Source organism: Achromobacter sp. ISS7 (assembly GCF_056523125.1).
This window is the reverse complement of the sequence record NZ_JAWRZD010000001.1, coordinates 6,597,351-6,620,456: the sequence shown is the minus strand read 5'-3', so window position 1 is coordinate 6,620,456 and position 23,106 is coordinate 6,597,351. Positions and strand designations below refer to the sequence as shown.

The window sequence follows — 23,106 nt, the reverse complement described above, 5'->3', positions numbered from 1 at the left end:
TTATGTTGGTAGGTTACATGCGCGTGTCGTCGGACTCCGACCGCCAGAGCACGAACTTGCAGCGCGATGCGCTGCTCGCCGTCGGCGTCGATGCGCGGCATCTGTTCGAGGATCATGCTTCCGGCGCGAAGGACGACCGCGCGGGCCTGGCGCGGGCGCTCGAATTCGTTCGCCCTGGCGACGTGTTGGTCGTGTGGAAGCTCGACCGGCTCGGCCGTTCGTTGTCGCACTTGCTCGCCATCGTGACCTCGCTCAAGAAAAAGCAGGTGGCGTTCCGCTCGCTGACGGAGAACCTGGATACCACGACGCCCTCGGGCGAGTTTCTGTTCCAGGTGTTCGGCGCGCTCGCGCAGTACGAACGCGCCTTGATCCAGGAACGTGTCGTCGCCGGTCTGGCTGCCGCCCGCAAACGCGGCCGGATCGGCGGCCGGCCGCAGGCGATCACCGGCGAGAAGCTGGAGGCCATCGTCGCTGCGCTCGATGGCGGCATGTCCAAGGCGGCGGTGTGCCGCAACTTCGGCGTCAAGCGAACCACGCTGATCGAGACCCTGGCACGGGTTGGTTGGACGGGCTCTCGTGGAGCGTCATCGCGATGACGACCAAGAGCGAACGATTGACCGTCCTGTCGGACGCCGAGCAGGAAGCCCTGTACGGCCTGCCGGACTTCGACGACGCCCAGCGGCTGGAATACTTGGCGTTGACTGAAACCGAACTGGCGCTCGCCAGCAGCCGGCCTGGTCTCCATGCCCAGGTCTATTGCATCTTGCAGATCGGTTACTTCAAGGCCAAGCATGCCTTCTTCCGCTTCGACTGGAGTGAGGTCGAGCACGATTGCGCCTTCGTGCTGAGCCGCTACTTCCACGGCGAGTCCTTCGAGCACAAGCCAATCTCCAAGCACGAGCACTACACCCAGCGCGAGTGGATTGCCGATCTGTTCGGCTACCGGCCGTGGGCGGCCGAGTTCCTGGCGCAGCTCGCGCAGCAGGCCGCGCAGACCGTGCGGCGCGACGTGATGCCGGGGTTCATCGCCGCCGAGCTGATCGTCTGGCTAAACGAGCACAAGATCATCCGGCCCGGCTATACCACCCTGCAAGAGCTGGTGAGCGAAGCCCTGTCCGCCGAGCGTCGGCGGCTGGCTGGCCTGCTGTCGGAAGTGTTGGACGAATCGGCCAAGGCCGCGCTGGGTCGGCTTCTAGTGCGTGACGACACCCTGTCGCAATTGGCGGCGCTCAAGCAGGACGCCAAGGACTTTGGCTGGCGTCAGATGGCCCGCGAACGCGAAAAGCGCGCCACGCTGGAGCCGCTGCACCGGATCGCCAAGGCGCTGCTGCCCAAGCTCGGCGTCTCGCAGCAGAATCTGCTGTACTACGCCAGCCTGGCGAACTTCTACACCGTCCACGATCTACGCAACCTGAAGGCCGATCAGACCTACCTCTACCTGCTTTGCTATGCCTGGGTGCGCTACCGGCAGCTTTCCGACAACCTGGTCGATGCGATGGCCTACCACATGAAGCAGTTGGAGGACGAAAGCAGTGCGGGCGCAAAGCAATCCTTTGTCGCCGAGCAGGTGCGCCGTCAGCAAGACACACCGCAGGTCGGCCGCCTGCTGTCGCTTTACATCGACGACAGCGTGCCCGATCCCACGCCGTTCGGCGATGTGCGCCAGCGCGCCTACAAAATCATGCCCCGCGATACGCTGCAAACCACCGCGCAGCGCATGAGCGTGAAGCCGGTGAGCAAGCTGGCTTTGCACTGGCAGGCGGTGGACGGCCTGGCTGAGCGCATCCGCCGCCATCTTCGGCCGCTGTATGTCGCGCTCGACCTCGCTGGCACTGATCCGGGCAGCCCGTGGCTCGTGGCGCTGGCCTGGGCCAAGGACGTGTTCGCCAAACAGCAGCGCCTATCGCAACGGCCGCTCGCCGAATGTCCAGCGGCCACGCTGCCGAAACGCTTGCGACCGTACCTGCTGACCTTCGATGCCGATGGCAAGCCGACGGACCTGCATGCCGACCGCTACGAGTTCTGGCTGTACCGCCAGGTCAGGAAGCGCTTCCAGTCGGGTGAACTCTACCTCGACGACAGCTTGCAGCACCGGCATTTTTCCGACGAGCTGGTTTCGCTGGATGAGAAGGCCGCCGTGCTGGCGCAGATCGACATCCCGTTCCTGCGGCAGCCACTCGATGCCCAGCTCGATGCGCTCGCGACCGAGCTGCGCGCTCAGTGGCTGGCCTTCAACCGCGAGCTGAAGCAGGGCAAGCTGACGCACCTAGAATACGACAAGGACACGCAGAAGCTGACATGGCGCAAGCCCAAGGGCGAGAACCAGAAGGCGCGCGAGAAGGCGTTCTACGAGCAACTGCCGTTCTGCGACGTGGCCGACGTGTTCCGCTTCGTCAACGGCCAGTGCCAGTTCCTGTCGGCGCTGACGCCTTTGCAGCCGCGCTATGCGAAGAAGGTCGCCGACGCCGACAGCCTGATGGCGGTCATCATCGCGCAGGCGATGAACCACGGCAACCAGGTCATGGCACGCACCAGCGACATCCCGTACCACGTGCTGGAGAGCGCCTACCAACAGTACCTGCGCCACGCAACGCTGCACGCGGCCAACGACTGCATCAGCAACGCCATCGCCGCGCTGCCGATCTTCCCGTACTACTCGTTCGACCTCGATGCACTGTACGGTGCCGTCGATGGTCAGAAATTCGGCGTCGAGCGGCCGACCGTGAAAGCGCGCCACTCGCGCAAATACTTTGGGCGCGGCAAGGGCGTGGTCGCCTACACGCTGCTGTGCAACCACGTGCCGCTCAACGGCTACCTGATCGGCGCGCACGATTACGAGGCCCATCACGTGTTCGACATCTGGTATCGCAACACGTCGGACATCGTGCCGACCGCGATCACCGGCGACATGCACAGCGTCAACAAGGCCAACTTCGCTATCCTGCACTGGTTCGGCCTGCGTTTCGAGCCGCGCTTCACCGACCTTGGCGATCAGTTGAAGGAACTCTACAGTGCCGACGATCCGGCGCTGTACGATCAGTGCCTGATCCGGCCGGCCGGGAGAATCGACCGCGATCTCATAGTCAGCGAGAAGCCGAACCTCGACCAGATTGTCGCCACGCTCGGACTGAAGGAGATGACGCAGGGCACGCTGATCCGCAAGCTATGCACCTACACCGCGCCGAACCCCACGCGGCGCGCGGTGTTCGAGTTCGACAAGCTCATCCGCAGCATCTACACGCTGCGCTACCTGCGCGATCCGCAACTGGAGCGCAACGTTCACCGCTCACAGAACCGCATCGAGTCCTATCACCAGCTACGCTCAACCATCGCCCAGGTCGGCGGCAAGAAGGAATTGACCGGGCGCACCGACATCGAAATTGAGATCAGCAACCAGTGCGCCAGGCTGATCGCCAACGCGGTCATCTTCTACAACTCGGCCATCCTCTCGCGGCTGCTGATGAAGTACGAGGCGAGCGGCAACGCCAAGGCGCACGCTCTCCTGACCCAGATATCGCCGGCGGCCTGGCGGCACATCCTGCTGAACGGGCATTACACCTTCCAGAGCGACGGCAAGATGATCGACCTGGATGCGCTCGTGGCGGGGCTGGAGCTGGGATGACGGAAATTTCGGCGGTTCTGGCTTAGAACCCCTGATTTCAATGCGGACCGAACCGCCAATTCGCCAGACAAAGCGCTCTTCCCGGAAAGGTGAATGCATCGCGGCGATGTTGATCCCCGAGATCACGAGGTTGCGCCGCAAACGCTCCGGGGCAATTGGGGCTTGCCCCGTCCAGACCCCGAGCAAGCTGAGGTGCTCAGCCTGGATCAGACTCAGCTCGCGATGGCGTTGCGCATCCGACTGACGAAGCCGCAGGGAGCGGTGATCGCCAATCAGCCCGAGACCCGGTTCGGCCCTGGCCTCCTGCACGGACACAGCGTCCTTGAGGCGATCCGGGCGCAGAACGATGGCACCAAGTCGACCTGTGCCATGAAAGCGCCGGACCAAGTCGCGCAGCGTGCCGCCCATCGTTCAGACTCGAATGAGGTGCATCACAAGACTTCCTCTATGTGCAGTTCGCGTTGCCGGAAGCTGACAACATCACCGGCTCGGGCATCTGCGATCGCTGCGTAGATGGGCGCCTGGGTGGAAATTCCCATGTAGGTGTTGCCGTCGCACTGGAAGGCATCGCTAGCAACCGCAATCACGAACCAACGCCCGTCGATGCGAACCACGGCGCCTGTCTCCACCGAATCCCGGGGACCGAAATCGATCTGACGTAAGACTTCCAGGGCCTCCTGATGATCGTGAATGGGGCATTCGAACGCCTGCGCCAGAGCGGCATTGTTGACGGCCCGCGACGCCGCATCGCTTTCACTGGGTTCATCTCCGCGGCCCGCCGCACCGACCAGGTATTGCGCATAGGTCTGTTCAGCAAACCGCAGGCGCCCTTCGGCAAGGTCCAGCATGGTCTGGCGCAGATGGGTCTTGTTGCTCATTAGGACTCCTTTTTCAGGTCGACGTTTGTTGCGTTGGGGTGAACGGTAGCCGGTGCCAGACGGTGATGGCGTACCAGCCTCGGGGGTCGGTCAGGGTGCAGGTGTTGTCAAACCCGCTTCGGCGTGCGAGGTGTTCGATTGAAGCCAGGGAGTATTTCTGGGATTGCTCTGTATAGATGGTCTCCCCGGCATGGAATACAAACCCTCGGTCAAGGGTTCTGCTGTGGACCACCTGGTCAACTTGGCTCACCAGAAAGCTTCTGGCCACGTGTTCCAGCGGACAGTAGCTGGCGTAGTGCCGAAATTTCGTCAGATCGAAGTCCATGCCCAACTCGCGATTCAACCGCGTCAGCAGATTCAAATTGAACGCAGCGGTCACGCCCTGTGAATCGTCGTATGCTGCGCGCAACATGGCCGGGTCCTTGACCAGATCCAGACCAAGCAGCACAAGGTCACCCGGGCGCAAATGCGAATGCACCCGCTGCAGCAGCTTGACGGCACCGTGTTCGTCGAGGTTGCCCAGATTGCTGCCCAGCAACATTGCAACCTGGCGTCGCCCTTCGGCAATCTGAGGCCAATGCTCGAAATAGTCTCCCAGCACCGGTTCGATGGCCATGCGGGGGAGGTACGTGTCAAAGCGGCGGCTCAGATCCGCTAGGGCGTGTGCGGACACATCCATAGGCCTGTAGATGCAATCCACTTCACGTTGCGCCAGTGCCTGGCACAGCGACAGCGTTTTGGCCCCGTCGCCGCTGCCCAGTTCAATCAGATCGATCGGGCTGCACCGAGGATCTATCCACCGGGAAAGCTCATCCGCGCGTGAGCGCAGCAGCTCGTGCTCAAGGCGTGTGAGGTAGTACTCGGGCAGCGCCATGATCTGCTGAAACAGGCGCGAGCCCTCATCGTCGTAGAACCAAGCGGATGAGAGCGCCTTCTGTGGTCGCGTCAACCCTTGCAGAACATGCTCCGTCAGTCTGTCCCGATCAGTCATGCGGACTCCCGCGAGCGAACAGGACGGATGCCCGTGAACTGCCAACGCAACGGAGCGTGAAAGAAGTTCCGGTATGTCAAACGGGCGTGGCCCGGCGATGTGGCCCAGGACGCTCCGCGCAAGACCTGCTGGTTCACCATGAACTTCCCGTTGTATTCGCCCACTGCGCCCTCGCTGCGGGCAAAACCGGGATAGGGCTGATAGGCACTGCGCGTCCATTCCCATCGACGCCCCCAGTCGAACCGGCTTGCCGCTGCTTCCCACTCGAACTCGGTGGGCAATCGCCACCCCGCCCAATCGCAGAAAGCGTGTGCCTCGTAGTAACTGACATGCGTGACTGGTGCCTGACTGGTCAGCGGCATCACCCCCTGGAGCGTGTAATGACCCCATCCGTCAGGCTGGTTAGGGTCGGGCTGCCAGTACATCGGCGCACGGAATTTAAGCGTTTGCACCCAGTCCCAGCCTTCCGCATGCCAGAGCGAATGGCGCTGATATCCTCCGTCGCGCATGAACTGAAGGTATTCATCATTGGTGACTAGCGCCACACGGATGTCTACTCCTTGAATGAGCGCCAAATGCGATGGCGACTCGTTGTCGAAGGCGAACCCTGGCCCCTGGTGGCCCATGCGAATCGTCTGCCCTTCGACGCTAAGCCAATCGTCCAGTGGTGGGCAGGTTCCATCATGTTCGGCCGTCACATCTTGGGGACCGATGCCCAGAGGGTCATACGCCGGATGCAATGGGTTGTGGCCCAGGATGTACTTGATGTCTGTGATCAGCAACTCCTGATGCTGTTGTTCATGCTGCATGCCCAGCTCTACCAAGGCCGCGACCGCGGGCTCCAGTGGTTCCTTCAGCATACGGCGCATGGACTCGTCCACATGCGCGCGATACGCCATCACCTCAGCCACCGTCGGGCGACTCAAGCTCCCTCGCTGCGGGCGTGCCAGGTGAGCGCCCTCCGATTCGTAGTAGCTGTTGAACAGGTAGCCATACAGAGGATGGAACAGTCGATAGTCCGGCTGTTGTTTCGCGAGGACAAAAGTCTCGAAGAACCACGTGGTGTGGGCCAAGTGCCACTTCGGCGGACTGACGTCGGAAACCGGTTGGGGAACATGGTCCTCGGCACTCAGAGGGGCACACAGACGTTCGCTGCGCGAACGGACAGAGACGTATCGGGTTAGGCGGATGTCTTCAGGTGTCACGGCAGATGAGAAAAAAGAGAGTCAACTTCCGAAGCGCTCGGTGCGGATGGAGACCTCGGGCACATTTAGCCCGGTGACCATATGAACGATGGACTCGACAAAGTCATTACGCCCGCAGATGAAAACCTGCGCAGATTCGGTCGCCACATCACCCAATTGCTGCAATGCCCAAGCAACATCGGCTCCATCAATGCGGCCAACGTGGTCCTGTGCGCGCGGGGCACAGGTATCCCGCGAGAGCGCCAGTCGGCTGCGAAACCGCGGCGTAAACGCTTCCCATCGCTGCAGGGTGGGCCAGAGCAACACTTCGTCAAGATGGCGTGCGGCAACCAACAGCGTTGTATGCGCTTGGCTGTATGCACCCACGCGTTGCGCTGCCATGGACAAAAGGGGAACGACGCCAGATCCTCCCCCAATCAGCAAGGCTGGTCGTGTGTTCGACTCGTCAAGCACAAAATGACCTCCAACCGGTCCGAGGACTTCAATCGTTTCGCCGTGCTGGGCCTTGTCGTGAAACCAGGTGGATACTTCGCCATCGTCCAAACGCTCAATGCCAAGCTCATAGAGCCCGGTACGTTGAGGAGGTGAGAGGAGTGAATAGCTCCGTTGTGCCTGATAGCCGTCTTCCGCTGTCAGTCGGACATCCAAATGCTGGCCCGGCCTCGGGCGAACCCATCTGTCAGGACGCAGCACCACCCGCATGACGCGTGGAGTCAGTGCCTGCAACGCATCGATGCGTGCGGTCTGCCAGCTCAGCCGGTGTTGACCAACAGCCTCATCCATAGCGCTCTTCCTTGAAAGGGTCGCCTCGCATGTGATAGCCCCGCAGTTCCCAGAACCCGGCCTCGTCGCGCTCGTTGAACTGCAGCGCATTGACCCACTTGGCCGACTTCCAGAAGTAGAGATGCGGCACCAACAGGCGTGCCGGTCCCCCGTGCTCGGGCGCGAGCGGTCGGTCGTCGTAGTGCGTTGCGATCATTGCGCGCCCTTGTGTCAGATCGGCCAACGGCACGTTGGTGGAGTAGCCGTCCTGAGAATGCGCCAACACCCAAGGCGTGGGCGCTTCCAGTCCGGCCGCCTGCAACAAGGTGTCCAACGTCACACCGCGCCAGCGGGTGTCGAATTTCGACCAGGTGGTAACGCAATGGATATCGACCACCTGCTCGGTCTGGGGCAGGGCCTGGAATTCGCTCCAGGTCCAAACGCGAACCGGCCGCACACCGACCTTCAAGGTCAAGCGCCAATCGCCAAGCGCCAAGGCTTTTGGGGTGGGGCCCGCAGTCAGCACGGGAAAACCTTCCGTCAGGGACTGTCCTGGCGGAAGTCGACCGCCGTGGTTGTGGACATCGCGATTGCGGCCGCTGAATGAGCGGTTGATGGGCATGGTGTGGGTCCTCCGGCTCACCCAGAACTTGCGGTCAAGGGCTTGCGTCGATCAATGATGGTGGGCAGGAACTCGGTGACCGTCGGGTGAACGGGCAATGCATCCCGGACCAACTTCCAGGTGCCGCCACTGGCCATCACCAGACCGATCGCCTGAATGATCTCGTCCGACTGGATCCCGAGCATGGTCGCTCCGAGGAAATGACCACTGTCCTCATCGATGAGGAGCTTGATCTTGCCCACGGTTTCGCCTTCTTCCTTCGCGCGACTGACGTCCTTCATGGCGTGAACCGCCTGGGAAATGCGTCGCCCTTCGGTCACGAGTTTTCGCGCGTCGGCCTCATAAAGACCGACGTGGGCCAGCGGAGGATCGGTAAACATGGCATAAATGCCGACGCGCGCGGCGGCGCTGCGTTGCCCTCCGGCCAGGTTCTCCGCCACGATGTCCTGATCGTGGTAGCTGGTGTGGGTAAAGGCCCCGCGCTGATTGATGTCACCCAGCGCCCAGATGCCGGGAACCGCGGTTTCGAGCCGGTCGTTGGTGACCAGGTAGCCTCGCGCACTGACCTCCAGGCCCACCGTTTCCAGGCCCAGACAGTCGGTGTTCGGTATTCGCCCGGTGGCCACCAGCAGGTGGCTGCCATCCACGCTGCGGCCACCAGCCAACTGCACCCGCACGCCAGCGTCGTTGTCCGCCTTGCCGACCCGCTCAATGCGCACGCCGGTGTTCACTTCGATGCCTTCCGCTGTCAGCATTCCGGTCACAGCGGCTGCAATGTCCTCGTCCTCGCGGGCCGTGAGGCGAGGCCCTGTTTCCAGAATGGCAACCTCACTTCCCAGCCGCCGAAAGATCTGAGCCATCTCCAGGCTGATGTATCCACCGCCGATGATCACCAGCCTGGACGGTAATTCACGCAGCGCCAACAGCCGTTCGTTGTCCAGGAACGGCAGCTCGTCCAGCCCAGGCACCGGCGGAACAAAGGGACGTGTGCCGGTGTTCAGCACCACCTTGGGCGCCACCAGCTGATGCTCGCCGGCCAGCACCACGAACTGTTCGCCTTCACGGCCCGCCAGGCGACCGCGCGCCTTGATGATGGTGAGTCCTTCCAACTGGCCCAGCCAGGCCTGCAGGCCAGAGCGAGCCTCCTCCACCCGGCGTTGCATGCGCTCCATCGCTGCCCTGAAGTTGACCTGGACCGACCCGGTTTGCACACCGAATTCGCTGGCCCGGCGCGCCATGTGAGCCACACGAGCCGACTTGCGTAGGGTCTTGGTTGGGGTGCAGCCCCGATTGACACAGGTACCACCCAGGTCACGCTCCTCGATGAGCGCCACCTTCATACCCCGGGCAACGAGTGTCGCGCCCAGAAAGGGACCGGCCTGACCGGCTCCGATCACGATCGCGTCGAACCTCTGTTCCCCGCTCATGGCCGCACCTCGACACCGCGCCAGAACGCCACCCTGCCGGTCACCGCCTCCGCACCAGCCTTGGGCGACGGGTAGTACCACGCCGCGTCAGCGTTCACGTCTTCGCCGACCACGACGTCGTAGTAGCTGGCCCGCCCCTTCCATGGACAGGTGGTGTGCGTATCGCTTGGTTTGAAATGTTCCGGGCGCAACGCGTCGTGTGGGAAATAGGCGTTGCCTTCAACTTCCACGATGTCATCGCTCTCAGCGATGGTGGTGCCTTTCCAGATGGCTCTCATGCTCCGTCTCCTTCGTTTGTGTGTGGTTGGGATCAGTCCCGAATCAGTGTGGTGGTGATCACCGGATGGTTCTCCAGCGTTCGATGCACGGGGCAACGATCGGCGATGCGCAACAGGTCCTGTCGCTGGCTTTCACTCAACGGTCCGCTCAGCAGGAGCTGCCGCGTGACGTGGTCAACCTGTCCCGAGCGATCCCCGCACTCCTGGCAATCGGTCGCGTGCGCGCGCTCATGACGCAACCTGACCTGGACATCCTTGAGCGCATAGCCTTTTCGCTTGGCGTACTGGCGCAATGTCATGGACGTGCAGGCGCCCAGCGACATCAGCAGAAGTTCATAAGGATCGGGCCCGCGTTCGCCACCACCCACTTCCTTGGGCTCATCGGCGTCGAGGTGGTGCGGACCTGCTCGCATCGATCGCCAGAAGGCGTGATCGTGCTCCCCCACCCACACCTCGCCCGCACGAAGGTCCGACGGCGCATCGTTTCGCTCGGCTCGCATCGGCAGAAACCGCGAGGCCCAGGCGCCAATCAGGTCAGCCGCATACTGCGCATCGGCCGGGCGCGTGAGCAGATGGTCCGCATCGTCCAGGCTGATGAAACTCTTAGGATGTCTGGCCGCCTTGAACAGGTCCTGTGCCTCGCCGATGTCCACCACCGCGTCACTTGGCGCGTGCATAACCAGCAAGGCCGCGCGAAGCCCCTTGACCGGGTTCTCGTGGGCTTGGGCCTGGAGCTCTTCAATGAAGGCCGGCGCGATCCTGAACGCCCGGCCGCCCAGGTCGACCTGGATCTGCCCATCCTCTTCGGACTTGGTCGGACCGAAGTGACGAAGCACATGGTCGGCCGTCGCGGGTGCGCCCAGCGTGCAAACCGCCCGTATGCCGTCGAGGCGGGCAGCCGCCGCGATGGCCGCCGTCCCCCCCAGGCTGTGTCCGACCAACAGTGCAGGCATGCCGATCGTGCTCTGCATCCAGTGCACCGCCGCCACAATGTCCGCCACGCTGGACGAAAAGCCACCGCGCCCGAAGTCGCCTTCGCTCTCGCCCAGACCGGTGAAATCAAAGCGCAGCGTGGCGATGCCCTGCTGAGCCAGCGCCCGGCTGATGCGGGTCGCGGCGAGAGAGTTCTTTCCGCAGGTAAAGCAGTGGGCAAACACCGCCAGGGCTTGTAACGGTGCATGGTCCGGGCGTTCCAAGACACCCACCAGCAGACCCTGGCTGCTGCCAGCGAAGCCTACCTTTTCGCTGCTCATGCTTTCTCCAGTGCCAGGGCGTTGATGCAGTAGCGCAGACCGCTGGGCTTGGGTCCGTCGGGAAACACGTGACCCAGGTGGGCGTCGCAGACGTTGCACGTCGTCTCCACCCGCACCATGCCGTGGCTGTTGTCTCCGTGATAGCCCACCAGACCCGGGGCAATGGCCTGCGTGAAGCTGGGCCAGCCGCTGCGGCTGTCATATTTGGTCGACGCATCGAATAGTTCAGTGCCGCAGCACACGCACCGGTAGATCCCGGGCGAAAACAGCGTACACATCGAGGAGCTGTGCGCCCGTTCGGTGCCCTTGAGCCGCGTGATTCGGAACTGCTCGGGCGTCAGCTGTTGGGCCCACTCGGCTTCGCTGCGCTCAACTCGGCGCGGTGGCGTCGGGTTGCCCGTTTCCACCAGTTGAATCACTCCTTTCCAAGTCAACATGTCGGGCCCAGGCTCCGGTGCCGCCGGTTCGTTTTCCAGCCGCTTGAGAAAGGTGACGAGCTTGTCGGCGTCGATTCGGAAATGGTTGTAGACCACTCTGCCATCGGGATCGATCAGGATGAACCAGGGTGTGCCGCCGTTGCGGTAGCGGCGCATCAGCTCCGAACCCGCGCCGTCCTGTTCGTCACCGGCGTCGTGCCCGAAGGGAATGCCCAGCGCGTAGCGGGAGTGATTGGCCAGCATGCGCTCCCAGGTGTTCGAACCGAAGTCCTCGAACACGGTCTGGACTGCGGCGAACCCGACGAAGTCGCTCCCCCGAAACGCGTCGACCACCCGGGCAAGCGCCGGAAAGCCGGTCGCATGGCACCCCGGGCAGGCGTCCTGAAAACAGAAGATGAGCTTGAACCGGCCGGGCATGCGGTCCAGGTCGAAGTGTTCCAGCGCCTGGCCCGACGCGTCCACCCACCGGGTCACACCCAGGGGAGCGGCCGCTTCGCCAAGGACACCGGGTTCCTGTTTCGTTGTGGTCATGCGAAGTCTCCTTTCAGAAATCGTAGGATACCCCAATCAGGTGCCGCAGAAGGTGCGGTGGGCTGCGGCCACTTCGGGCGAGGCCGGCAGCGTGAATGGCCGCGCGGACTCCACCGTCTCGTACGGCCGCCCCAGCACCGCCAGCAGGCGCTCGAACGGACCGAGGTCGGCCTCGTCCACGGCACTCGACAGCGCCGCCTCCACCTGGTGATTGCGCGGGATCACGAAGGGATTGACCGACCACGCCGTTGCGGCGCAGTCCTGCAAGGTCCTTCCCTCCCGGGCCATGCGCTGGCGCCAGCGCGCCAGCCAGTCCGAGAGCGCCGGGCGCTCCCGTCCGAACAGGTCGTGCAGTGCGGCATCCGGCCCCGTGATGGCGTCGGACAGGAGGCGGAACGCCAGCGTGAAGTCCACCTTTTCCCGCTGCAGCAGCTGCAGGAAGTCGTCCGCCAGGGCGCGGTCGTCCGGCTCTTCAGCGGCCAAGCCCAGCTTGGCGCGCAGCTGCCCGGTCCAATGCCGGTCAAAGCGCACGGCAAACCCGGCCACCACCTGTTCCACCCGTTCCACGACGTCGATATCGCGGGCGTCCAGAACCGGCAGCAACGCTTCGGCCAGACGGGCCAGGTTCCATTGCGCCATGGCCGGCTGCTGGCCGTAGGCATATCGCCCCTGACGGTCGATCGAGCTGAACACCGTGGCCGGATCGAAACCCTCCATGAACGCACACGGACCATAGTCGATGGTCTCGCCCGAAATGCTCATGTTGTCGGTGTTCATCACCCCGTGGATGAAGCCCACGCCCATCCAGCGTGCAATCAGCTGCGCCTGCCGCTCACAGACGGCCTCCAGCATCGGAATGGGCTTGTCGGAAAGCTTGGCGAGGGCGGGGTCATGCCGCGCCACGGCATAGTCGAGCAGCCGCCGAAGCATCACCTCCTCCTCCCGCGCCGCGAAGAACTCAAAAGTGCCCACCCGCAAGTGGCTGGCCGCCACGCGCACCAAGATCGCCCCGGGGGGCGAGCCCTCGCGGTTCACCCGCTCACCGGTCCGGATCACCGCCAGCGCACGCGTCGTGGGAATGCCCAACGCGTGCATGGCCTCGCCCATGAGGTACTCGCGCAGCGCCGGGCCCAGTGCCGCCTTGCCATCGCCACGGCGCGAAAACGGCGTACGGCCCGACCCCTTGAGGGCCAGGTCCCGACGCTGTCCTGCCGTGTCGATGAGTTCCCCGAGCAGCAAGGCGCGGCCATCCCCCAAGTGTGGCGAGAACTGGCCGAACTGGTGTCCCGCGTAGGCCTGCGCCAGCGGCGCCGCCTCAGCCGGCATTTCCACGCCGGACAGCCACGCCAGACCGGTCGCAGACTTCAGCGTCGCCGGCTCCAGCCCCAGCTCCAGCGCCAGGGCGTCGTTGAACTGCACCCAGGCCGGGGCCGGGGACGGCTCGGGCTTCCAAGGCACATAGAACCCCTGCATGTCCCGGAAGAAGCTGTTGTCAAACGGCAGCCGAAACGCCGGGCCCGTCCCCGGCGTCTTCGGCTCCGACACGGCCTTTGGTGTGGACGCACGCATGACTTCAGGCCGCCTTGAGACCATCGTTCGAAGCGCCGAACGCCCCGATCAGCTGCCGCTCGTCGAGCTCGAAGTCGCTGTAGAGCACCTCGTCCAGCGGATCGATCACCAAAAACCACGGCGTGCCGCGCGTCCCGTAGTCCGCCATGAGCGACGACGCGCGTCCGATCGCAGGGTCGTGTCCGAACGGAATGTTCAAGCCGTAGCGCAACTGCGTCTCGCGCAGGCGCTCGAAGGTGTTGGACTCGGCGCCCTCGAACACGGTCTGCACCGCGGCAAACGCGAAGCCGCGATCGCCCAACGCCTTGATCAGCTTCTGCAGGGTCGGAAAGCCATGGCTGTGGCAGCCCGGACACCAGTGCTGGAAGCAGAAGATCACTTTGAACCCGTCGCCCAGATCGGACAGCTTCAGCGGTGCCATGCTGCGCCCTTCGCCGTCGATCCACCACGGCACCCGCAGCTCGGGCGCCTGTTGAATGCACCGGGATTGCATCACCATCTCCTCAGGAAAAAAACAGACACACCGGGTCGGCCCGCCCACTGGCGCGCCGACCCCCACCGTTCTTGAGCGTTGGCCGTCAGCCGATCTCGCGTCGCGGCAGCTTCCAGCCCGCACGGGGGTAGTGGCAGGTGTAGCCGTTGGGGTGCTTGACCAGGTAGTCCTGATGCTCGGGCTCGGCCTCCCAGAACGGCCCCGCGGGCGCGAGCTCGGTGACCACCTTGCCCGGCCACAAACCCGAGGCATTCACATCGGCAATGGTCTGCTGCGCCGTGGCCAGCTGCTCGTCCGAGGTGTAGAAAATGGCCGACCGGTAGGAACTGCCGCGGTCATTGCCCTGGCGCCCCGGGGTGCTCGGATCGTGGATCTGGAAGAAGAACTCCAGCAGGTCGCGAAAGCTCGTCTGCGTGGGGTCGAACTCCACCTCCAACGCCTCGGCGTGGGTGCCGTGGTTGCGGTAGGTGGCGTTGGGCACATCGCCGCCGCTGTAGCCCACACGGGTGCGCAACACGCCAGGCAGCTTGCGCACCAGGTCCTGCATGCCCCAGAAACAACCGCCGGCCAGGACTGCTTTTTCGCTCGGGTTCATCGTGATCTCCTTCAAAGTTCTGCCTCAAGGCATTGAACCTGAAGTCGGGTCCGTTCGGCACAGCACAACGGCATTCGGCGTCCGCATCACGCCACCGATCGTCCAGAACCAGGGCGCGATGGACCTACGGCTGACTCAGATGCTCCATCTGCCAAGCGCTGGGCGATTGCCCCGAGGCCCGTTGAAACGCTCGCGCGAATGCGGTGGCATTACCGTAGCCCACCTGAGAGGCCACCGCCTTCACTGCCTGCCCTTGCGCGAGTAGGTTGCGGGCAACCGCCATGCGCCAGTGGGTCAAGTAGGTCAACGGCGGTATGCCCACCACCTGGACAAAGCGCAGGGCAAAGGCAGACCGGGACAGGTGCGCCAGCTCCGCCATGCTGTCAAGCGTCCAGTCGTGCTCTGGCGATTCGTGCAGCATGGACAGCACCACACCCAGACGGCTGTCGACCATGGCCTCCAGCACACCGCCGGACAGCAGTTGCCGATCAATCAGGTGACGCACAAGCACCACGAAGGTGTATTGCAGCAGGCGGTCGATCGCTGCCCGATAACCAAAAGCACGTGCCTCGGCCTCCTCGAACAGCAGCTCTACCGGTCGCTGCAGCGATGACGTGGCGGTCAAGTCAATCACCGTGACGTCCGGCAAGATCATGTCCAGCGGCGGCGCCAATTCACTGAGGGTGGCGCACATCAGGTCCACCCCCTGCGGCCCTGAGCCCTGAACCCAGTGCTCCAACGCGCGGGGAAGCAACAGCACGCTGGGCGCCCGCACGTTCAGCGGCGCAAAGCCCTTGCGCGTCAGTTGCAGCTCGCCGCGACTCAGCAGGTGCATCGTCCCCTGCTTGAGGCCGTCAGCCTCGGATCCCTGCGTCAGGGTACAGAGATTTCCCGAGAAAAACATGCGCGCCGTGGGGGTGAACCGTAACAGCTGGTTCAGCAGAGAGGCGTTCGGCAAGGGAGTGCTTTGGTTCAAGCGCGTGACACCTGTTGTGGGTTAGACCTTGATTATCTTGGAGCTTCCGCCTCTCCTTAGAATGACTGCATGCCCCCCCCGTCCCTTTCGTCCAGCATCTCTCGACACCACCAAGCTCCCGCAGAAATTGAGGGCCAGGCGCTCAGGACGTCAAACTTCCTGCGCCAGGTCATTGAAAAAGACCTCGCCACCGGCACCTACGCCCAGCGCCAATGGGGCGGCGGCCCGGGTGATGCCGCCTTCCACGACGCCGGCCAGCCCGACCCGGCCAAGATCCGCACCCGCTTCCCGCCCGAACCCAACGGCTACCTGCACGTGGGCCACGCCAAGAGCATCTGCCTGAACTTCGGCCTGGCGCGCGACTACGGCGGCGTCTGCCACATGCGCTTTGACGACACCAACCCCGAGAAGGAAGAAAAGGAGTACGTGGACTCCATCCTCGACGCGGTGCAGTGGCTGGGTTTCAACTGGGAATCCAACTTCAACGGCAAGCAGGAAAGCCACCTGTACTACGCGTCGAACTACTTCGACTTCATGTACCGCGCGGCCGAATACCTTATCACCGCCGGCCACGCCTATGTGGACGAGCAGACAGCCGAAGACATGCGCATCAACCGCGGCGACTTCGGCAAGCCCGGCGTGGACAGCCCCTTCCGCAGCCGCAGCCCGGAAGAGAACCTGGCCCGCTTCCGCGAGATGCGCGACGGCAAACTGGCCGACGGCGCCGCCGTGCTGCGCGCCAAGATCGACATGGCCTCGCCCAACATCAACCTGCGCGACCCGGCCATCTACCGCATCCGCCGCGCCACGCACCACAACACGGGCGACGCCTGGTGCATCTACCCCATGTACACCTTCGCGCACCCCATCGAGGACGCGCTGGAGCAGATCACCCACAGCATCGCCACGCTGGAATTTGAAGACCAGCGCCCGTTCTACGACTGGTTGCTGGAGCGTTTGTGCGAAGGCGGCCTGCTCAAGGCCCCACCGCCGCGGCAGTACGAATTTGCGCGCCTGAACCTGACCTACGTGATCACCAGCAAGCGCAAGCTGGCGCAGCTGGTGAACGAGAAGAAAGTCAGCGGCTGGGACGACCCGCGCATGCCCACCATCGTCGGCCTGCGCCGCCGCGGCTACACGCCCGAGGCCATCCAGCTGTTTGCCGAACGCATCGGCGTGACCAAGAGCGACTCCTGGATCGACTACAGCACGCTCGACGGCTGCCTGCGCGAAGACCTGGAAAACAAGGCCCACCGCGGCATGGCCGTGCTTGACCCCGTCAAGCTGGTGCTCACCAACTGGGCCGAAGTGTTCGGCTCTGACGGCTACACCGAAGACTGCACCCAGCCCGCCCTGCCCCACAGCACCATTGCCGAAGGCCAGACGCCGCCGCCTGACCGCGTCTTCAAGATCGGCAAGGACGTGTGGATCGAACGCGAAGACTTTGAAGAAGTGCCGCCCAAGGGCTACAAGCGCCTGTTCCCAGGCAACGTGGTGCGCCTCAAAGGCGGCTACGTCATCGAATGCACGGGTTGCGCCAAAGACGCCGAAGGCAAAGTGACCGAAGTGCACGCCAAGGTCATCCCCGGCACCAAGAGCGGCACCCCCGGCGCCGACAGCGTCAAGGCCAAAGCCGCCATCACCTGGGTGGGCAACGCCGACGGGGTGAGCGCCGAAGTGCGCCTGTACGACCGCCTGTTCACCGACCCGCAACCCGACGCGGGCGGCAAGAACTTCCTGGACGCGCTGAACCCCGACAGCCTGAAGGTGGTGACGGCGGTTGTGGAGCCTTCACTGGCTGCAGCGAAGCCAGACCAGAAATTCCAGTTTGAGCGCCACGGCTACTTCGTGGCCGACCGTGCGGACCACGGGGTGGGCGGGAAAGTGGTGTTCAACCGGGTGACGGGGTTGAAGGATCGTTGGAATTGATCGCTATTCCCACTCTGTGCTTGCTTAATGCCTCGTACAAATCGTCTTTGTTGAAGACATCGCCTTGCACCACTTCACTCTCAGAATCTGGGGGTAGCTATCTACTCCGTTTTGGCGAGTAGGTGAACAGATCCGGAACAACGCGCGGTTGACACGGCCACATAGGAGTTGCGGAGCGTTTGCCCGGTAAACCTGTCTTGAATCGTCCCGAGGAGATTCGAACGCGCTGCCTAAAGCAACCACGCAAGCAACGTGAGCCGTTTTTCGACACCGACGAATCTGTGCATGCGCTGGTTATGGTCGAAAAGTGAGGCGCTCTACCAAATCGCAAAAACGGCAGGAAGTACATGGGTGTGTGGCATACCTCCCCCGACAACAGGGCGCACGCTTTACGACAAGTTGATGCGGTGTCTGGGCGAGATTGCCCATACGCACGATACCGACTGAAGTACCCGCCACCAACTTCGGCGACTAGGATGGCCATAATGAGCCAAATCCAACGGGGTCTACGGTTCCAGCAATTGCACACTGCCGAGGCCATCTTTCTGATGCCCAACGCTTGGGACGTTGGTAGTGCGCTGATGCTCGCGTCCTGCGGCTTTCCCGCTATCGCCACTACGAGTGCAGGCGTGGCTTTCTCGCTGGGATTCCCTGATCAAGAAGCTGCTGTGAGCAGGGAGACCATGCTGGATCGCGTGGGGTCCATTGCTGCGGCAAGTCCACTTCCTGTCTCCGCCGATCTCCAGTCGGGCTACGGTGCGAGCCCTGAAGAGGTTGGAGAAACCATCGCGGCTGCGATTCGTGCTGGTGTGGTGGGCGCGAACATCGAGGACTACAGCGGCAATCCTGCGCAAGCCCTGTTCGACAGAGAGCACGCTGTCGCGCGCGTTCGGGCAGCAAGACGCGCCGCGGACGCGTCGGGAGTTCCTTTTGTTCTGACGGCCCGATCCGATGTCTACCTGACTGGTGCGAGCAATGTTTTTGCAGAGGCCGTCGAGCGATGCAATGCGTACCGAGAGGCGGGTGCGGATTGCCTCTTTGTGCCGGGGGCTTCCGACCCCAAGACCATCGAAGCGCTCGTCCGGGAGATCAATGCCCCCCTCACCGTGGTCATGGGCCTGACAGGTTCACCTCTCACCGTGCCCCAACTCGGATCTTTGGGGTCTCCTCGTTTTCAGTGCAATAAGTGACGGTACGCAAAGCTAGCACTGGCGCGGGGGTGGTCTGGGTAGACCGTTGATTTCATTGACTTTCCTGTTCGCTTTGTAAACGGGTATGGTGGCCTCCCACTTTTGAGGTTCACGATGCAGGGTTGGCACACAACGTTTTTGGGGATGCGTGGGCTCCCCCGCGATATCAGCGACTTCGAGATGAAGGCATTTTTCACCTTCGATGGTGCCGAGCGCGACGCAATCAATGCACGCCGAGGTGATTCCCACAAGCTTGGTCTGGCGCTCCATATTGGTTTCCTGCGCATGAGTGGGCGTTTGCTCGGTGCCTTTCGGGTAATTCCAGTAGCCTTGTGGCGCCACCTTGGCAACGAGCTTGGCATTGCAGCACCAGAAGTCGCCTCGCTGAGAGCCATGTATGAACGCGGGCGCACGCTATTCGATCACCAACAAGTAGCCTGCACGGTCCTTGGATTCCAGTGGATGAGCGAGCACCAGCGCCGCTCACTGGTACGTGAACTGCGCGACGAAGTGGCGCGCTGCGCCGACCGCGATCAGCTACTCGTGCGGGCGCGTCAATGGCTGTACAAGAACAAGCTGGTGATCGTGCACGAGCGGGCAATTCGGACACTGATTGCGGCGGCACTTGCCCAGCTTGAAGTTGAAACAGGCACCGCCATCGCCGCCAGCGTTGATCCAGCAACACTTGATCGCTGGCGAGCCTCAGTTTCAGAGCTGCGCCCAGATGGACAAACCCAGCAGAGTTGGCTATGGGCTGCACCGGCGAAACACTCAACCCGCCAAATCAGCGAGGTACTGGAGCGCATCGACCTGCTTTACACGCTGGACGTTCATAAGCACCTGGCAGACATCCCCGATCTCATCTTGCGCCGCTACGCGCGCCGACTTGTCTCCAGGCCGCCCTCAGCCGGAGCCAAGATCAAAGAGCCAGCGCGCACCGTGGAGGTCGCATGCTTTCTTCGGTATTGCCTGTTCACCACCACAGACCAGTTGATCCTTATGGTGCAGCGCCGGATCGCCGATCTGTGGCGTCAGGCTGCCGCCGATGTCCCCGCTACCGTCAATTGGGCCGCAATGTACAAAACGCTGCTCGGCGAACTTGTTGCCTTGAGCGCGCAAGGTGCGGTGCCAGATGCTGAGTTGCGTGCCCGTCTTGAAGCCTTGATCACCGAAACCCAGAAACGCAAACCACCGAGCAGGGCCTCCCTGGTCCGCGAGGGATTGATTGATGGAATTCGCCCCGTGCGGTCGTTGCTCGTCGCCATTGCAAAGCTGCCCTGGCAGGCCACCGGCGAGCATCCTGCCATCGAGTACCTTGCCAAGCTGCAAGCTTTATATCTCAAAGGATCCAGAAAGCTGCCAGTTGAAGTGGTGGCACCAAGTCTGGGAATGATCTGGCAGGTTTCGATCTCCAGCCCAGACCGGGAACGGGCGTTTCAGGCGTTGGAGGTGGCCACCCTGTTTGCCCTGCGCCGCGCGGTGCGCAATGGCTCGGTCTGGATTGAGCACAGCCTGAGCTTTCGGGGTCGTGCGCGCTTGTTCTTCACGGACGAGCGTTGGCAGGCAGAGTCCAAGAAACACTATGCCCGTCTATCGTTACCCAGCAAGGCTGCCACTTTCTTGAAGCCTTTGCTGGCCAGAGTAACTGCCGGTGTCGATGCGGTGGCCGCTGCAGCCCGCAGTGGCGTACTGCGCGTGGATGATGAACTCCATTTGTCGCCATTGCCCGCAGAGGACGAAGACCCAGAAGTGACCAAGCTGCGCGCGGCTTTGGATCACCGCATCGGTGAGGTTCAATTGCCGGAAGTGATTCTGGCCGTTGACGCCCAGGTGCGCTTTAGCTGGATCATGCTCGGACGTGAGCCGCGCTCTACCGACGAGCTGCTGATGGTCTATGCCGGCATCATGGCCCACGGCACCAGTCTGACTGCGGTCGAATGCGCGCGCATGATTCCGCAATTGTCTGCCACCAGCATTCGCCAGGCCATGCGCTGGGCGCGGGACGAACGGCGTCTGAGCCAGGCCTGCCAGGCTGTGCTGGAATTCATGCAGCGACACCCGATTGCCGCCACCTGGGGGCGGTCCGATTTGGCATCTTCTGACATGATGAGCATGGAGACCACCAAACGGGTGTGGCAAGCCCGGCTTGATCCTCGGCGCAACACACCTTCCATTGGAATCTACTCCCATGTAAAAGACCGGTGGGGCATCTTCCATGCGCAGCCCTTTGTGCTCAATGAGCGCCAGGCGGGCGTGGCCATTGAAGGTGTCATCCGCCAAGAAAAGCTGGAGACCAGCCAGCTTGCTGTGGATACCCATGGCTACACCGACTTTGCCATGTCACATGCCCGTTTGCTTGGTTTTGATCTTTGCCCGCGGTTGAAGGAACTCAAACAGCGCCACCTCTTTGTGCCACGCGGCACCAAAGTGCCCGCAGAAATCGCTGCGGTGTGCGAAGCCAATGTCGACGTCGCTTTGATCGAAAAGCATTGGGATAGTCTGGTGCACCTGGCAGCCTCGGTCATGAGCGGACATGCCAGTGCGGTGGCAGCTCTTGCGCGGTTCGGTTCTGCCGCCCAGGGCGATCCAATCTATGAGGCTGGCGTGCAATTGGGGCGGTTGCTGCGTACGGCGTTTTTGGCTGACTACTTTGTCAAGGACGCTTTCAGGAACGAGTTGCGCCGGGTGCTCAATCGGGGCGAGGCTGTTAACGCCCTCAAGCGCGCCATTTATACCGGCCGGATCAGCCCGGCGCAGGCCAAACGTGTCGATGAAATGCAGGCTGTGGCCGATGCGTTGAGCCTGATGGCCAACATCGTGATGGCGTGGAATACCTCACAGATGCAGGCGGTCCTGGATCGCTGGTCGAACCGCCGCCAGGTCATTCCACCGGAACTGATCGGGAAGATTGCGCCCACCAGGCTGGAGAGCATCAACTTGCGGGGTGTGTTTCGCTTCCCGGTTGACCGCTATGCTGACCAAATCCTGCCTTCGCGGCCAAATGCATCGATAACTGGCACCAATGGATGAAACCGACCACGGTTTGACGCCACGAATCGCAGATTTGAAAGTGAACAGGAAAGTCAATGAAATCAACGATCTACCAACACCACCTCCGCGCCAGTGCTAGCTTTTCGTACCGTCACTTATTGCACTGAAAACGAGGAGACCCCTGCTTGCGACAAGCCGCGGCTATGATGACAGTGCGACCTTGCCCGCTGCGCCGCCCCTGGGCTTGCTACCGCGAAGCGCCTATGCGGCACCTAGCGAGAAAAGCAGCAAGAGCACTCGATGGCCGAAATCTGGCCTAACTTGTTGCTCCGTAAGACCTTTCGCGCCACTGCCTGTCTGCATCAAAGACTTGACAGCGGACATTTTTCATGGCCGGGGCAAACGGGCGTGTCAGGTGCGCATGGCCTCGGCCGCCATGCCCAGGCCGTTGAAGCCGCTGGACACCGAGGGCTCGTAGCCGAGCGCCTCGGAAATGCTGGCGGCCGTATCCACCAGGGCCTTGATCCAGTCGTCCTGCAGGCGCTCGGCCGGCGCCGAGATCGACAGGCCGGCGACCAGCTTGCCGGTGTCGTCGAAAATGCCCGCGGCGATGCAGCGCACGCCGAGTTCCAGTTCTTCGTTGTCGCGCGCATAGCCGTGGCGGCGCACCAGCGCCAGCTCGCGCTCGAGGCGGTCGAGGTCGGTCAGGCTGTTGCGGGTGTGGCCGGCCAGGCCGGTACGCAAAGCGTAGGCGCGCACCTGGCGGGCGTCGCCGGTGGACAGGAACAGCTTGCCGGTCGAGGTCAGGTGCAGGGGCGCGCGGCCGCCGATGGCGCGCACCACCTGCATGCCCGAGCGTTCGCTCCAGGCGCGGTCGATGTAGACGATTTCGTCGCCCTGCTGCACCGACAGGTTGATGGTCTGGCCCGTCAGCTTGTGCAGCGAGCGCATCGCCGAGATGGCCGCCTCGCGCACGTTCAGGCGCCCCTTGACCAGCGAGCCCAGCTCCAGCAGGCGCATGCCCAGCTGGTACAGGCCGTTGTCGACCCGTTCGACATAGCGGCCCACGACCAGGTCGTTCAGGATGCGGTGGGCGGTGGAGGCATGCAGGCCGGTGGTCGCGGACAATTCCTTGAGCGTGACGGGATCGGGCTGCGCGGCCAGCGCATCGAGCAGGCGCATGGCGCGTTCGATGACCTGGATGGCGATGGGACTGCCCGAAGCGCCATCGGCCTCGGCGTCCAGGGCGTTGCGGGTGGAAGAAGGACGGGACATAGGAAGGAAGGGCTAGCGCGGCGCCACCGAAAGAGACCAGACTTGCGGCAACGCAGCAAACAGTTCTTTCCCGTATTGTGAA

19 protein-coding genes and 1 pseudogene are annotated in these 23,106 nt (G+C 62.9%); 5 read left to right on the top strand and 15 right to left on the bottom strand.

What is annotated here, in order from left to right:
* The first annotated feature begins 17 nt into the window (after positions 1 to 17).
* Complete coding sequence (locus tag AC1HFW_RS30030; RefSeq protein WP_012077403.1) at positions 18 to 596, top strand: recombinase family protein; 579 nt, start codon at positions 18 to 20, stop codon at positions 594 to 596.
* Positions 593 to 3,622: a Tn3 family transposase gene (locus AC1HFW_RS30025; protein WP_012077404.1), complete on the top strand. Its 3,030-nt coding sequence runs from the start codon at positions 593 to 595 to the stop codon at positions 3,620 to 3,622. The genes AC1HFW_RS30030 and AC1HFW_RS30025 overlap by 4 nt, the downstream gene beginning before the upstream one ends.
* A 39-nt stretch (positions 3,623 to 3,661) precedes the next feature.
* Here the strand turns inward: AC1HFW_RS30025 and AC1HFW_RS30020 are convergent.
* From AC1HFW_RS30020 to AC1HFW_RS29955, 14 genes and pseudogenes are all read right to left on the bottom strand, one after another.
* Positions 3,662 to 4,030 (bottom strand): annotated as a pseudogene (locus tag AC1HFW_RS30020) (MOSC domain-containing protein); the annotation flags it as partial.
* A gap of 23 nt (positions 4,031 to 4,053) precedes the next feature.
* Positions 4,054 to 4,500: a hypothetical protein gene (locus AC1HFW_RS30015; RefSeq protein ID WP_008647292.1), complete on the bottom strand. Its 447-nt coding sequence runs from the start codon at positions 4,498 to 4,500 to the stop codon at positions 4,054 to 4,056.
* A gap of 13 nt (positions 4,501 to 4,513) precedes the next feature.
* Positions 4,514 to 5,491, bottom strand: a complete 978-nt coding sequence (gene egtD, locus AC1HFW_RS30010) for an L-histidine N(alpha)-methyltransferase (protein WP_034053995.1) — start codon at positions 5,489 to 5,491, stop codon at positions 4,514 to 4,516.
* A complete protein-coding gene (gene egtB, locus AC1HFW_RS30005) occupies positions 5,488 to 6,696 on the bottom strand; it encodes an ergothioneine biosynthesis protein EgtB (protein ID WP_197022694.1) in 1,209 nt (402 codons plus the stop codon). The genes egtD and egtB overlap by 4 nt, the downstream gene beginning before the upstream one ends.
* Before the next feature lie 21 nt (positions 6,697 to 6,717).
* Positions 6,718 to 7,479: an FAD-binding oxidoreductase gene (locus AC1HFW_RS30000; RefSeq protein WP_042797684.1), complete on the bottom strand. Its 762-nt coding sequence runs from the start codon at positions 7,477 to 7,479 to the stop codon at positions 6,718 to 6,720.
* Positions 7,472 to 8,080, bottom strand: a complete 609-nt coding sequence (locus tag AC1HFW_RS29995) for a sulfite oxidase-like oxidoreductase (RefSeq protein WP_008647302.1) — start codon at positions 8,078 to 8,080, stop codon at positions 7,472 to 7,474. Before AC1HFW_RS29995 ends, AC1HFW_RS30000 begins: the two co-directional genes overlap by 8 nt.
* Before the next feature lie 17 nt (positions 8,081 to 8,097).
* Positions 8,098 to 9,507 (bottom strand): mercuric reductase, encoded by a 1,410-nt coding sequence (locus AC1HFW_RS29990; RefSeq protein ID WP_034053982.1) that lies wholly within the window; start codon positions 9,505 to 9,507, stop codon positions 8,098 to 8,100.
* Entirely contained in the window at positions 9,504 to 9,785 is a 282-nt protein-coding gene (locus tag AC1HFW_RS29985) for a DUF427 domain-containing protein (RefSeq protein ID WP_034053981.1), read from the bottom strand. Before AC1HFW_RS29985 ends, AC1HFW_RS29990 begins: the two co-directional genes overlap by 4 nt.
* 32 nt (positions 9,786 to 9,817) lie before the next feature.
* Positions 9,818 to 11,038, bottom strand: a complete 1,221-nt coding sequence (locus AC1HFW_RS29980; RefSeq protein ID WP_008647313.1) for a bifunctional alpha/beta hydrolase/OsmC family protein — start codon at positions 11,036 to 11,038, stop codon at positions 9,818 to 9,820.
* Positions 11,035 to 11,475, bottom strand: a complete 441-nt coding sequence (gene msrB, locus AC1HFW_RS29975; RefSeq protein WP_034054008.1) for a peptide-methionine (R)-S-oxide reductase MsrB — start codon at positions 11,473 to 11,475, stop codon at positions 11,035 to 11,037. Before msrB ends, AC1HFW_RS29980 begins: the two co-directional genes overlap by 4 nt.
* Positions 11,476 to 12,042: 567 nt before the next feature.
* Entirely contained in the window at positions 12,043 to 13,575 is a 1,533-nt protein-coding gene (locus AC1HFW_RS29970) for a protein adenylyltransferase SelO (RefSeq protein WP_074423286.1), read from the bottom strand.
* A gap of 4 nt (positions 13,576 to 13,579) precedes the next feature.
* Positions 13,580 to 14,068 carry a peroxiredoxin family protein gene (locus AC1HFW_RS29965; protein ID WP_034053978.1) on the bottom strand — a complete coding sequence of 163 codons (489 nt, stop codon included), beginning with the start codon at positions 14,066 to 14,068 and terminating at the stop codon, positions 13,580 to 13,582.
* 85 nt (positions 14,069 to 14,153) lie between these two features.
* Entirely contained in the window at positions 14,154 to 14,663 is a 510-nt protein-coding gene (gene msrA, locus AC1HFW_RS29960) for a peptide-methionine (S)-S-oxide reductase MsrA (RefSeq protein WP_008652077.1), read from the bottom strand.
* A gap of 124 nt (positions 14,664 to 14,787) precedes the next feature.
* A complete protein-coding gene (locus AC1HFW_RS29955) occupies positions 14,788 to 15,639 on the bottom strand; it encodes an AraC family transcriptional regulator (protein ID WP_052157284.1) in 852 nt (283 codons plus the stop codon).
* 69 nt (positions 15,640 to 15,708) lie between these two features.
* On the opposite strand from AC1HFW_RS29955, the gene AC1HFW_RS29950 reads away from it, so the two are divergent.
* From AC1HFW_RS29950 to AC1HFW_RS29940, 3 genes are all read left to right on the top strand, one after another.
* Positions 15,709 to 17,568 carry a glutamine--tRNA ligase/YqeY domain fusion protein gene (locus tag AC1HFW_RS29950; RefSeq protein WP_197970338.1) on the top strand — a complete coding sequence of 620 codons (1,860 nt, stop codon included), beginning with the start codon at positions 15,709 to 15,711 and terminating at the stop codon, positions 17,566 to 17,568.
* A gap of 485 nt (positions 17,569 to 18,053) precedes the next feature.
* A complete protein-coding gene (locus AC1HFW_RS29945; protein ID WP_079385910.1) occupies positions 18,054 to 18,758 on the top strand; it encodes an isocitrate lyase/PEP mutase family protein in 705 nt (234 codons plus the stop codon).
* Between the two features lie 114 nt (positions 18,759 to 18,872).
* Positions 18,873 to 21,788: a Tn3-like element IS1071 family transposase gene (locus tag AC1HFW_RS29940; protein ID WP_003049965.1), complete on the top strand. Its 2,916-nt coding sequence runs from the start codon at positions 18,873 to 18,875 to the stop codon at positions 21,786 to 21,788.
* A 372-nt stretch (positions 21,789 to 22,160) separates the two neighbouring features.
* Here AC1HFW_RS29940 and AC1HFW_RS29935 read toward each other — a convergent pair whose 3' ends face one another.
* The gene (locus AC1HFW_RS29935) at positions 22,161 to 23,024 is read right to left on the bottom strand and encodes an IclR family transcriptional regulator (RefSeq protein ID WP_006393193.1); all 864 of its coding nucleotides are present in this window, start codon (positions 23,022 to 23,024) and stop codon (positions 22,161 to 22,163) included.
* Positions 23,025 to 23,106: the final 82 nt, after the last annotated feature.

Coding starts and splice junctions, on each gene's coding strand:
- msrB (WP_034054008.1), bottom strand. CDS start 11,475: ATGTTGACTTGGAAAGGAGTGATTCAACTGGTGGAAACGGGCAACCCG.
- AC1HFW_RS29985 (WP_034053981.1), bottom strand. CDS start 9,785: ATGAGAGCCATCTGGAAAGGCACCACCATCGCTGAGAGCGATGACATC.
- AC1HFW_RS29980 (WP_008647313.1), bottom strand. CDS start 11,038: ATGAGCAGCGAAAAGGTAGGCTTCGCTGGCAGCAGCCAGGGTCTGCTG.
- AC1HFW_RS29935 (WP_006393193.1), bottom strand. CDS start 23,024: ATGTCCCGTCCTTCTTCCACCCGCAACGCCCTGGACGCCGAGGCCGAT.
- AC1HFW_RS30025 (WP_012077404.1), top strand. CDS start 593: ATGACGACCAAGAGCGAACGATTGACCGTCCTGTCGGACGCCGAGCAG.
- AC1HFW_RS29995 (WP_008647302.1), bottom strand. CDS start 8,080: ATGCCCATCAACCGCTCATTCAGCGGCCGCAATCGCGATGTCCACAAC.
- AC1HFW_RS29950 (WP_197970338.1), top strand. CDS start 15,709: ATGCCCCCCCCGTCCCTTTCGTCCAGCATCTCTCGACACCACCAAGCT.
- AC1HFW_RS29945 (WP_079385910.1), top strand. CDS start 18,054: ATGAGCCAAATCCAACGGGGTCTACGGTTCCAGCAATTGCACACTGCC.
- AC1HFW_RS29990 (WP_034053982.1), bottom strand. CDS start 9,507: ATGAGCGGGGAACAGAGGTTCGACGCGATCGTGATCGGAGCCGGTCAG.
- msrA (WP_008652077.1), bottom strand. CDS start 14,663: ATGAACCCGAGCGAAAAAGCAGTCCTGGCCGGCGGTTGTTTCTGGGGC.
- AC1HFW_RS29965 (WP_034053978.1), bottom strand. CDS start 14,068: ATGCAATCCCGGTGCATTCAACAGGCGCCCGAGCTGCGGGTGCCGTGG.
- AC1HFW_RS30000 (WP_042797684.1), bottom strand. CDS start 7,479: ATGGATGAGGCTGTTGGTCAACACCGGCTGAGCTGGCAGACCGCACGC.
- egtD (WP_034053995.1), bottom strand. CDS start 5,491: ATGACTGATCGGGACAGACTGACGGAGCATGTTCTGCAAGGGTTGACG.
- AC1HFW_RS29970 (WP_074423286.1), bottom strand. CDS start 13,575: ATGCGTGCGTCCACACCAAAGGCCGTGTCGGAGCCGAAGACGCCGGGG.
- AC1HFW_RS30015 (WP_008647292.1), bottom strand. CDS start 4,500: ATGAGCAACAAGACCCATCTGCGCCAGACCATGCTGGACCTTGCCGAA.
- AC1HFW_RS30030 (WP_012077403.1), top strand. CDS start 18: ATGCGCGTGTCGTCGGACTCCGACCGCCAGAGCACGAACTTGCAGCGC.
- AC1HFW_RS29940 (WP_003049965.1), top strand. CDS start 18,873: ATGCAGGGTTGGCACACAACGTTTTTGGGGATGCGTGGGCTCCCCCGC.